Raw genomic sequence first — 10,967 nt, 5'->3', positions numbered from 1 at the left:
AAACGCGACTACATCTTCAACGGCACCCTCACCGTCGCAGCGATCGCCATCTGGCTCCGCGACACCGTCCAAGAGCCATCAGAAACGACCTAGCGGCGGTCCGGGGCGCGTGTCCGTATCTGTGGGACACGTGGCCCCACGGCCATGGCGCGGTGCTCCCGTGCCGCGGAGACTTGAGGGCACCGCAGCGGCGGACAGTCGACCCGAAGGACCAGGTGACATGCGATGACGGACAAGATCTCCGCCCCGGCAGGGGTGCGCGTGCCGGACTCCGCGCTCGCGCGGGAGGCGACCGAGCTGGTGCGGGACAGCACCTCGGACCTGATCTACGACCACTCGCGCCGCGTGTACTTCTTCGGCAGCCTCCAGGGGCGCGAGCGGGGCCTCGATCACGATCCCGAGCTGCTCTACGTGGCGGCGATGTTCCACGATCTGGGCCTGGGCGGGCCCTTCCACGACAGCGGGCGGCGCTTCGAGGTGGACGGCGCCGACGAGGCGCGCCGCTTCCTGCGGGCGCGCCAGGTGCCCGAGGAGGGCATCCGGCGGGTGTGGACCGCCATCGCCCTGCACACCACGCCGGGCATCCCCGAGTTCATGGAGCCGGAGGTGGCGCTGGTGACGGCCGGTGTGGAGTACGACGTCCTCGGCATCGGCTACCACGATCTCGCGCCCGAGGACCGCGCCGCGGTGGTCGCCCTGCACCCGCGCCCCGACTTCAAGCGGCGCATCCTCGCGGCCTTCACCGACGGGGTCCGGCCCAAGCCGGACACGACGTTCGGCAACGTCAAGGCGGACGTCCTCGCGCACTACGTGCCGGGCTTCGAGCGAGGGGACTTCGTGCGCACGATCCTGGACTCCCCGTGGGCGGAGTAGCGGCCGGCGGCCCGGCGGGCCGGGTCGTGGCGGTGGTCGCCTTCGACGGGGTGCAGCTGCTGGACGTCACCGGTCCCGTGGAGGTCTTCACGACGGCCAACGCCTGCGGCGGCGACTACGACGTACGCGTCGTCTCCGCGACCGGTGCGGACGCGCGCACCTCGGCGGGGGTGCGCGTCGGCGTCGACGGGACCTCGGCGGGCCTGCCCGCGCGGCTGGACACGGTCGTCGTCCCCGGCCGCCCCGACTGGCGGCGGGCCGTCGGTGACCCGGACCTGCTCGCCCTGGTCGGCGAACTCTCCGGGCGGGCGCGCCGGATCGCCTCGGTGTGCGCCGGCGCCTTCGTCCTGGCCCAGACCGGCGTCCTGGACGGGCGGCGGGCGGCGACGCACTGGCGGCTGGCCGGGCAGCTCGCGGCCGCCTACCCCCGGGTGCGGGTGGAGGCCGACCCGGTCTTCGTCCGGGACGGCGACGTCATCACCTCCGCCGGTGTCACCGCGGGCATCGACCTCGCCCTGGCCCTGGTCGAGGAGGACCACGGCGCGGGACTCGCCCGGGAGGTGGCCCGCGAGCTGGTCGTCTTCATGGCCCGTCCCGGCGGGCAGTCCCAGTTCAGCGCGCGCCTGACCCCGCGGGAGGCGGGGCACCCCGTGGTGCGGCGGGCCATGGACCGCATCGGAGCCCATCCGGCGGCCCCGCACAGCCTGGCGTCCCTCGCCCGGGACCTCGACGTCAGCGCCCGCCACCTGGGTCGGCTGTTTCGCGCCGAGACCGGGATGACGCCGGGCCGGTACCTGGAATCCGTCCGGCTGGAGGCCGCCCGCGCCCTGCTCGAAGCGGGGAACGACTCCGTGGAGGCGGTGGCCAGGGAGTCCGGCCTCGGCTCCTCGGAGACCCTGCGCCGCGTGTTCCAGCAGACGCTCGGCGTCACCCCGACCGCCTACCGCGCCCGTTTTCGCACCACCGGGGCCCTCGCGGCCGGCGCGGGCGCGTCCCGTTCCGGCGTCCGGATGTCGATATCGGGTCGCCCCGAGCAGCGTGATTCTCGCCACGCCTGAACGATCTTACGCTCAGATGAGCGATTGTCGGAGGGCTGCACTTCTCCAAGGGGTGGCACTCAGTGCCAATGCTCGATCATTCAGGACGTGAACTCACATCTGAGAACTTGCCGCTCGTTTGAGCGTTCAGCAGGGTCTACGGGGGTAATCACTTCAAGACTTGAACGCAGTCTCCTCCCTGCCCCTACCGTTGAGTCACTTTCGATCTAGCGGCGGACGGGTGGTTACGGCCGCATGACGCGCAAGTGGACGTACCCAGACGCCTTCGATCTGGGTATGTTCCTCGCCGTCAGGGCAGCCACCGAGTCCTCGAGGAGTCGAGACCCGTGTCGGAAAACAAAGATCTCCACGTAGCTCACACGAGTGAGACGACCGAGGCGACCGAAGCGGTGAAGTTCGTCTACGACTTCACCGAGGGCAACAGGGACCTCAAGGACCTTCTCGGCGGCAAGGGCGCGAACCTCGCCGAGATGACCAACCTCGGGCTGCCCGTTCCCCCGGGCTTCACCATCACCACCGAGGCGTGCAAGACCTACCTCGACAGCGGCGAGGAGCCCACCGAGCTGCGCGACGAGGTCAGCGCGCACCTCGACGCCCTGGAGCACAAGATGGGCAAGAAGCTGGGTCAGGCCGACGACCCGCTGCTCGTCTCCGTCCGCTCGGGCGCCAAGTTCTCCATGCCCGGCATGATGGACACGGTCCTGAACATCGGGCTCTCCGACAAGTCCGTGACCGGGCTCGCCAAGCAGTCCGGCGACGAGCGCTTCGCGTGGGACTCCTACCGCCGGCTCATCCAGATGTTCGGCAAGACCGTCCTCGGCGTCGACGGCGACCTCTTCGAGGAGGCGCTGGAGAAGGCCAAGGAGGCCAAGAAGGTCACGATCGACACGGACCTGGAGGCCGGCGACCTGAAGAAGCTGGTCACCAAGTTCAAGAAGATCGTCAAGACGGAGGCCGGGCGGGACTTCCCGCAGGACCCGCGCGAGCAGATGGACCTCGCGATCCGTTCCGTCTTCGAGTCCTGGAACACCGACCGCGCCAAGCTCTACCGCCGCCAGGAGCGCATCCCGCACGACCTCGGCACGGCCGTCAACGTCTGCTCGATGGTCTTCGGCAACCTCGGCCCCGACTCCGGCACCGGCGTCGCCTTCACCCGCGACCCGGCCAGCGGCCACCAGGGCGTCTACGGCGACTACCTCCAGAACGCGCAGGGCGAGGACGTCGTCGCGGGCATCCGCAACACCGTGCCGCTCGCCGATCTGGAGCAGATCGACAAGAAGTCGTACGACCAGCTCATGCAGATCATGGAGACCCTCGAAACGCACTACAAGGACCTGTGCGACATCGAGTTCACCATCGAGCGCGGCCAGCTGTGGATGCTCCAGACCCGCGTCGGCAAGCGCACCGCCGGTGCCGCGTTCCGCATCGCCACGCAGCTCGTGGACCAGGGCCTGATCGACGAGGCCGAGGCGCTCCAGCGCGTCAACGGCGCCCAGCTCGCCCAGCTGATGTTCCCCCGCTTCGACGAGAGCGCCAAGGTCGAGCAGCTCGGCCGGGGCATCGCCGCGTCACCGGGTGCCGCCGTCGGCAAGGCCGTCTTCGACTCGTACACCGCGATCAAGTGGTCGCGTTCGGGCGAGAAGGTCATCCTGATCCGCCGCGAGACCAACCCCGACGACCTCGACGGCATGATCGCCGCCGAGGGCATCCTGACCTCGCGCGGCGGCAAGACCTCGCACGCCGCCGTCGTGGCGCGCGGCATGGGCAAGACCTGTGTCTGCGGCGCCGAGGACCTGGAGGTCGACACCAAGCGGCGCCGGATGACGGTCGGCTCCACCGTGGTCGAGGAGGGCGACGTCGTCTCCATCGACGGCTCGACCGGCAAGGTCTACCTCGGCGAGGTACCCGTGGTGCCCTCCCCCGTCGTGGAGTACTTCGAGGGCCGCATGCACGCGGGCGCCGACGACGCCGACGAGCTGGTGGCCGCCGTGCACCGGATCATGGCGTACGCGGACCGGGTGCGGCGCCTGCGGGTGCGTGCCAACGCCGACAACGCCGAGGACGCGCTGCGCGCCCGCCGCTTCGGCGCGCAGGGCATCGGCCTGTGCCGCACCGAGCACATGTTCCTCGGCGAGCGCCGCGAGCTGGTCGAGCGGCTGATCCTCGCCGACGCCGACGACGAGCGCGAGGAGGCCCTCAAGGGGCTGCTGCCGCTGCAGAAGCGGGACTTCGTGGAGCTGTTCGAGGCGATGGACGGCCTGCCCGTCACCATCCGCCTGCTCGACCCGCCGCTGCACGAGTTCCTGCCCGACATCACCGAGCTGTCGGTGCGCGTCGCCCTCGCCGAGTCCCGCAAGGACTCCAACGAGAACGACCTGCGCCTGCTCCAGGCGGTGCACCGCCTGCACGAGCAGAACCCGATGCTCGGCCTGCGCGGTGTGCGCCTCGGCCTGGTCATCCCGGGCCTGTTCACCATGCAGGTGCGGGCCATCGCGGAGGCGGCCGCCGAGCGGAAGAACGCCAAGGGCGACCCGCGTGCGGAGATCATGATTCCGCTGGTCGGCACGGTCCAGGAGCTGGAGATCGTCCGCGAGGAGGCCGAGCAGGTCATCGCGGAGGTCGTCGAGTCCACCGGCGTCGAGCTGAAGCTGGCGCTCGGCACGATGATCGAGCTGCCGCGCGCCGCGCTGACCGCCGGTCAGCTCGCGGAGGCCGCCGAGTTCTTCTCCTTCGGCACGAACGACCTCACGCAGACCGTGTGGGGCTTCTCCCGTGACGACGTGGAGGCGAGCTTCTTCACCGCGTACCTGGAGAAGGGCATCTTCGGGGTCTCGCCGTTCGAGACCATCGACAAGGACGGCGTCGGCAAGCTGGTCAAGGACGCGGTCAAGGCGGGTCGCGAGACCCGCCCCGACCTGAAGCTCGGCGTCTGCGGCGAGCACGGCGGCGACCCGGAGTCCGTGCACTTCTTCCACGAGGTGGGCCTGGACTACGTCTCCTGCTCGCCGTTCCGCATCCCGGTGGCCCGGCTCGAAGCGGGCCGCGCGGCCTCGCACTCGGCGGGCAGCGACCACCGGTAGAGCCCCGGGACCGCCGCCGTGTCCCCGACCCTCAGTACCGATGCGGCGGCGGTCCCGGCCCACGACGAAGAGGCGGCACCCTGTGCGGGGGTGCCGCCTCTTCGGGCGTTCGGGCGTGGTCAGCGGGGACGGCGTCCGGCTCGGTTCTTCGCGATGTTCCGGGTCTTCTTGGTGCGGGCCGACTCGGCGACCACGGCGAGCACCGCCGGCGACGTCGACCACTCGGCGAGATGGCGCTGCATCCAGTCCGTGACCTGCGCCAACTCGGTCGCCGTGGGCACGTGGCCGTCCTCGACGGACAGGTGGAACAGCCAGTCCTCGACGCGCCGGCGGATGAACTCGCGGTACGCCTCCGTCCTGAGCCGGTCGGTCTCCGGCAGCAGCTCGTCCGCCCACCGCCGGAACTCGGCGGGACCGGTCGCCTTCCCCGCGAGCTCGTCCACGAGGGCGACCACCGCCGTCTTCGCCCCCATCTCGTTGGGGCCGCGCAGGATCGCGGCCACGAGGGCGCGGTCCCGGTCGCGGCTCCGCGAGGCGGCGGTCACCGAGACGACGCGCAGGTACGCGGACGTCCGGGCGTGGTCGTCCGCGACGGCGTCGTCCACTCAGCCGCCCGAGGTATCCAGTTCCGCGTCCTCGCCGACGCCCGCGCAGTCGTAGGGGTCCTTCAGCCAGCCGTCGGGCAGGACCACGCGGTTGTTGCCCGACGTGCGGCCGCGCGGGCCGTCCGCGCCCGTGGGCCACGGCTGGTCGAGGTCCAGCTCGCCGAGGCCGTCCTCCAGCTCGGCGAGCGAGGAGGTGACCGCGAGGCGCTTGCGCATCTCCGAGCCGACCGCGAAGCCCTTCAGGTACCAGGCGACGTGCTTGCGGAAGTCGATGACGCCGCGCGACTCGTCGCCGATCCACTCGCCGAGCAGCGTCGCGTGGCGGAGCATGACCCGGGAGACCTCGCGCAGGGTCGGCGCCTGCGGGGCGCCCGTGCCCTCGAAGGCGGCCACCAGGTCGCCGAAGAGCCAGGGCCGGCCGAGGCAGCCGCGGCCCACGACGACGCCGTCGCAGCCCGTCTCGTCCATCATCCGGATCGCGTCCGCCGCCGACCAGATGTCGCCGTTGCCGAGCACCGGGATCTCGGGCACGTGCTCCTTGAGGCGGGCGATGGCGTCCCAGTCGGCCGTGCCGCCGTAGTGCTGGGCGGCCGTGCGGCCGTGCAGCGCGATGGCGGTGACGCCCTCCTCGACGGCGATGCGGCCCGCGTCCAGGAAGGTGATGTGGTCGTCGTCGATGCCCTTGCGCATCTTCATCGTCACGGGCAGGTCGCCCGCGCCGGCGACCGCCTCCTTCAGGATGGCGCGCAGCAGGTTGCGCTTGTACGGCAGCGCGGAGCCGCCGCCCTTGCGGGTCACCTTGGGGACGGGGCAGCCGAAGTTCAGGTCGATGTGGTCGGCCAGGTCCTCTTCCGCGATCATGCGGACGGCCTTGCCGACGGTCGCCGGGTCGACGCCGTACAGCTGGATCGAGCGCGGCTTCTCCGTCGCGTCGAAGTGGATCAGCTGCATCGTCTTCTCGTTGCGCTCCACCAGGGCGCGCGTCGTGATCATCTCGCTGACGAAGAGGCCCTTGCCGCCGGAGAACTCCCGGCACAGCGTCCTGAACGGCGCGTTCGTGATGCCCGCCATGGGGGCGAGCACGACGGGCGGCTGTACGGTGTGCGGGCCGATCGTGAGGGGCTGGGACGGCATGGGTGCTCTCCGGGACGGACGACGGGACCCTCTATTGTCCCTCACTCCCCCGGCGCCCGTGACGACGGCTGCGACAGCTCCGCGAGCCGCTCCAGGCGCTCCTCCGTCTCGTCGTCCGCGGGGACGTACGCGATGAGGCGGTGCGCCCGCGCCACCGGGGCCGTCCAGAGCATGCGGTGCTCCAGCTTCAGCAGCCCCACCCTCGGGTGCCGGTACCGCTTGACGTGCGGGACCATCGTCGCCACCTCGTGCCGCTCCCACAGCTCGCGGAACTCCGCCGAGTCCGCGAGCAGCCGGTCCCGCAGCTCCTTCCACCCGGGCTCCGCGCCGTGCTCGGTCATCGACCCGCGGAACTTGGCCGTCAGGTCGCGCAGCATCTCGTCCCGGTCCAGGAAGGTCTCGCGCCAGCGGCGGCTGGTGGCCAGGAGCCACAGGCAGTTGCGGTCGCGCGGCTCCATCGCGTCGAAGTCGCCGAAGACGTCCGTCCAGGAACGGTTGTGGGCGAGGACGTCGTAGCGGCCGTTCTGCACGGTGGCCGGATAGGGCGCGATCCGGTGCATCAGCCGGCGGACCGGCGCGGAGAGCGTCGGGCGTCCGGCCTCCGGGCGCGGGTCGACGGCGCCGGCGAGGGCGAAGAGGTGGGCGCGCTCGCCGGAGTCCATGAGCAGCGCGCGGGCGACGGCGTCCAGGACCTGCGCCGAGACCGTGATCGGCCTCGCCTGCTCCAGCCACGTGTACCAGGTGACGCCCACGCTCGACAGCTGCGCCACCTCCTCGCGGCGCAGCCCCGGGGTGCGGCGCCGGGGCCCGCGCGGCAGACCGGCCTGCTCGGGCGTCACCCGCTCGCGGCGGCTGCGCAGGAAGGCGGCGAGTTCGCGCCTGCGGATGTCGGCGCCGGCGTCCCTCGTCGTGGCCGTGTCCCCCGCCGAAGCAGCGCCTCTCGCGGCGGCGTCCCCCGCCGTGGCAGCGCCCCGCGCGACGGCCCCCGCCGCGCCTCCGGTCATGGTCGTGCTCGTGGTCATGGTCGTGGTCGTGGTCGTGGTCACGGATCAAGCCTGGCGGACGGTCCATCCTGTTTCCAGGTGCGTCCGGTACCAGGATAAAGACGCTCTGGTACCCCTCCGCGGGCCGCACGAGGGTCGTCGGCGTGACTCTCGCGAACCACTCACCGAAGACGCCCGCGACCCCGGCCCCCGACTCCGCCCCGCTCACGCCGCTCGGCCTGTTCACGGTCCTGCTCGGCGCCGCCCTCTCCAGCATCGACTTCTTCGTCGTCAACGTCGCCCTGCCCGGCATCGGACGCGACCTCCGCGCCTCCCCCGCCACCCTGGAGATGGTCGTCGCCGGCTACGCGGTGGCCTACGCCGTGCTGCTCGTCCTCGGCGGGCGGCTCGGGGACACGTACGGCCGCAGGAAGCTGTTCCTGTGGGGCGTCGCCGCCTTCGGCCTGACCTCGCTGGCCTGCGGACTCGCGCCCGGCGTGTGGTGGCTGGTGGTGGCGCGCGCGGCCCAGGGCGCCGCCTCCGCGCTGATGCTGCCGCAGGTCCTCGCCACCCTCCACGCGACCACCCGCGGCGAGCGGCGCGCGAAGGCCGTCGCGGCGTACGGCTCCGTCAGCGGACTCGGCGTCGTCCTCGGGCAGGTGCTCGGCGGGGTCCTGGTCGCCGCCGACCTGGCGGGCACCGGCTGGCGCATGGCGTTCCTGGTGAACGTGCCGGTCGCGGTGGCCGCCCTGCTGTGCGCGGTCCGCGCGGTGCCGGACAGCCGGGCCGAGCGGCCCCGGCGCGGCGACATCGGCGGCACCCTGCTGCTCGGCGCCGCCCTCACCGCCCTGCTGCTGCCGCTCTCCGAGGGCCGGGCCACCGGCTGGCCCCTCTGGTCGGTGCTGCTGCTGGCCGCCGCGCCCCCGCTGGGCCTGGCGTTCACGGCCGTCGAGCGGCGGGCGGAGCACACCGGGGGCAGCCCGCTGCTGCCGCCGTCGCTGCTGCGCGAGCCCGGTGTCCGCAGGGGGATCGCCCTCGGGCTGCCGATCTTCATCGGGTTCAGCGGCTGGATGTTCGTCGGCGCGGTGACGCTCCAGCAGGGCCTCGGCTACGGCGCGCTCAAGGCGGGTCTGACGCTCGTGCCCATGGGCCTCGCGCAGTTCGCCGCCTCGATCCTCGCCCCGCGGCTGGCGTCGCGGCTCGGCGGCCGGGCGATGACGGTGGCGGCGCTCACGCACGGCTCGGGCCTGGTGGTGCTCGCCCTGACCGCTCTGTGGCTGCCGTGGCCCTCGCTCGGGCCGCTCGCGCTCGCTCCGGGGCTCGTCCTGTGCGGCCTCGGTCAGGGCGTCGAACTGGCCCTGTACTTCCGGCTCGTCCTGGCCGCCGTGCCGGCCGCGCGGGCGGGCGCCGGCAGCGGGCTCGCGGCGACCGTGCAGCAGTCCTGTCTGGCGCTGGGGGTGGCGACGATCGGCTCCCTGTTCCTCGCGCTCGTGCCGGGGCTCGGCATGCGGGACGCGTTCGTCGTCGTACTCGGGGCGCAGCTCGCGGGCCTGCTCGGGCTTGCGCTGCTGAGTCTGCGGCTGCCGCGGCGGCTCGCCTAGAGTGCGGCCCGGAGCGCTACCGTCACTTACATGGCCGATGAACTCACCTCCCGTCGACGGATGCTCGTCCTCGCGATCTGCTGCATGAGCCTGCTGATCGTCAGCCTCGACAACACCGTCCTGAACGTCGCGCTCCCCGCCATGCGCGGTGAGTTCGACGCGAGCGTCTCGGGCATGCAGTGGACGATCGACGCGTACACGCTCGTCCTCGCCTCGCTCCTCATGCTCGCGGGCTCGACCGCCGACCGGATCGGCCGCCGCAAGGTCTTCCGGGCGGGCCTGGTCGTCTTCACCCTGGGCTCGGTGCTCTGCTCGCTCGCACCGAACCTGGAGTCGCTGGTGGCGTTCCGCATGGTCCAGGCGGTGGGCGGCTCGATGCTCAACCCCGTCGCGATGTCCATCATCACCAACACCTTCACCGAACCGCGCGAACGGGCCCGCGCCATCGGCGTGTGGGGCGGTGTCGTCGGCATCTCCATGGCGGCGGGCCCCCTCGTCGGCGGGCTCCTCGTCGACTCGGTCGGCTGGCGCTCGATCTTCTGGATCAACCTGCCCGTCGGCCTCGCCGCGCTCCTCCTGACCACGCGGTACGTGCCCGAGTCCCGCGCCCCGCACCCGCGCCGCTCCGACCCGGTCGGGCAGCTGCTGGTGATCGGGCTGCTCGGCGCGCTGACGTACGCGATCATCGAGGCGCCCACGGCCGGCTGGACGTCCCCGCTGATCCTCTCCTTCGCGGGCGCCGCCCTGCTGGCCCTGCTCGGCCTGCTCCGCTACGAGCCGCGTCGCGCCGAGCCCCTGATCGACCTGCGGTTCTTCCGGTCGGCGCCGTTCACCGGGGCCACCGTGATCGCGGTGAGCGCGTTCGCGGCGCTGGCCGGCTTCCTCTTCCTGTCGACGCTGTACCTCCAGGACGTACGGGGTCTGGACGCGCTGCACGCCGGGCTGTGGATGCTGCCGATGGCGGCCATGACGCTGGTCTGCGCCCCGCTGTCGGGGCGGCTGGTCGGCAGCCGCGGGCCGCGCCTCTCGCTGCTGGTCGCGGGGGTGGCGATGACGGCGTCCGGGGTGCTCTTCGCCGCGTTCGAGGCGGAGGACACGGGCGGGACCCGCTTTGTCGGCTACGTCCTCTTCGGGCTCGGCTTCGGCTTCGTCAACGCCCCGATCACCAACACGGCGGTGGCCGGGATGCCGCGCGCCCAGGCGGGCGTGGCCGCGGCGGTCGCCTCCACCAGCCGCCAGATCGGCCAGACGCTGGGCGTCGCGGTGATCGGCGCGGTCCTGGCCTCGGGTGTGGCGTCGTCGTACGCGAGGGACTTCGCCGGGGCCAGCCGGCCCGCCTGGTGGATCATCGCGGGCTGCGGCCTCGCGGTGCTGCTGCTCGGGGCGCTGTCGAGCGGGCGCTGGGCCCGGGGCACCGCGGAGCGGACGGCCCAGCGACTGGAGCGGGAGCCCCAACCGGTACGGGTCTGACGCCTCCCGGCGCCGGGCGGCAGCAGCTCCACGCCGCCCGGCGCGAAAAGCGCCCCGGGAGGCCGGACCTAGGCCGTTTCTGATGGCTCTTGGTGTGCTGGGTGGATCTTTTGCTCGGGTGGGAAGTGGTTTCGTATGGTGCGACGACATGAACTCACCGACG

The 10,967-nt window shown here is 72.3% G+C and carries 8 protein-coding genes; 5 read left to right on the top strand and 3 right to left on the bottom strand.

Annotated elements, in window-relative coordinates; translation table 11 throughout:
- The first annotated feature begins 225 nt into the window (after nucleotides 1-225).
- The 3 genes from ACZ5GP_RS33870 (at nucleotide 226) to ppdK (ending at nucleotide 5,011) form a co-directional block, all read left to right on the top strand.
- Nucleotides 226-873, top strand: coding sequence for an HD domain-containing protein (locus tag ACZ5GP_RS33870; protein ID WP_468754507.1), 648 nt, complete (start codon nucleotides 226-228; stop codon nucleotides 871-873).
- Nucleotides 861-1,931 (top strand): GlxA family transcriptional regulator, encoded by a 1,071-nt coding sequence (locus ACZ5GP_RS33865; RefSeq protein WP_468754506.1) that lies wholly within the window; start codon nucleotides 861-863, stop codon nucleotides 1,929-1,931. Before ACZ5GP_RS33870 ends, ACZ5GP_RS33865 begins: the two co-directional genes overlap by 13 nt.
- Nucleotides 1,932-2,257: 326 nt before the next feature.
- The gene (gene ppdK / locus ACZ5GP_RS33860; RefSeq protein WP_468754505.1) at nucleotides 2,258-5,011 is read left to right on the top strand and encodes a pyruvate, phosphate dikinase; all 2,754 of its coding nucleotides are present in this window, start codon (nucleotides 2,258-2,260) and stop codon (nucleotides 5,009-5,011) included.
- A 119-nt stretch (nucleotides 5,012-5,130) separates the two neighbouring features.
- On the opposite strand, the gene ACZ5GP_RS33855 is transcribed toward ppdK, so the two are convergent.
- Genes ACZ5GP_RS33855 through ACZ5GP_RS33845 form a run of 3 tightly spaced genes read right to left on the bottom strand, consistent with a single transcriptional unit; the run spans nucleotide 5,131 to nucleotide 7,796 of the window.
- On the bottom strand, nucleotides 5,131-5,616 hold the full coding sequence (locus ACZ5GP_RS33855) for a hypothetical protein (RefSeq protein ID WP_468754504.1): 486 nt from the start codon (nucleotides 5,614-5,616) through the stop codon (nucleotides 5,131-5,133).
- Nucleotides 5,617-6,750 (bottom strand): tRNA dihydrouridine synthase DusB, encoded by a 1,134-nt coding sequence (gene dusB, locus ACZ5GP_RS33850; protein WP_468754503.1) that lies wholly within the window; start codon nucleotides 6,748-6,750, stop codon nucleotides 5,617-5,619.
- Nucleotides 6,751-6,791: 41 nt separating this feature from the next.
- Nucleotides 6,792-7,796, bottom strand: a complete 1,005-nt coding sequence (locus ACZ5GP_RS33845) for a helix-turn-helix transcriptional regulator (protein WP_468754502.1) — start codon at nucleotides 7,794-7,796, stop codon at nucleotides 6,792-6,794.
- A gap of 101 nt (nucleotides 7,797-7,897) precedes the next feature.
- On the opposite strand from ACZ5GP_RS33845, the gene ACZ5GP_RS33840 reads away from it, so the two are divergent.
- Together ACZ5GP_RS33840 and ACZ5GP_RS33835 are read left to right on the top strand one after the other, a co-directional pair.
- Nucleotides 7,898-9,334, top strand: coding sequence for an MFS transporter (locus tag ACZ5GP_RS33840; protein ID WP_468754501.1), 1,437 nt, complete (start codon nucleotides 7,898-7,900; stop codon nucleotides 9,332-9,334).
- A 30-nt stretch (nucleotides 9,335-9,364) separates the two neighbouring features.
- Nucleotides 9,365-10,804 carry an MFS transporter gene (locus ACZ5GP_RS33835; RefSeq protein WP_468754500.1) on the top strand — a complete coding sequence of 480 codons (1,440 nt, stop codon included), beginning with the start codon at nucleotides 9,365-9,367 and terminating at the stop codon, nucleotides 10,802-10,804.
- Nucleotides 10,805-10,967: the final 163 nt, after the last annotated feature.

This window comes from Streptomyces sp. NPDC031466 (assembly GCF_055581265.1).
The sequence above is the reverse complement of the archived record's forward strand: the minus strand, read 5'-3'. Positions and strand labels throughout refer to the sequence as shown.

Excerpts from the sequence above, each read along its gene's own strand:
- ACZ5GP_RS33870 (WP_468754507.1), top strand. The coding sequence starts at position 226 with ATGACGGACAAGATCTCCGCCCCGGCAGGGGTGCGCGTGCCGGACTCC.
- dusB (WP_468754503.1), bottom strand. The coding sequence starts at position 6,750 with ATGCCGTCCCAGCCCCTCACGATCGGCCCGCACACCGTACAGCCGCCC.
- ACZ5GP_RS33835 (WP_468754500.1), top strand. The coding sequence starts at position 9,365 with ATGGCCGATGAACTCACCTCCCGTCGACGGATGCTCGTCCTCGCGATC.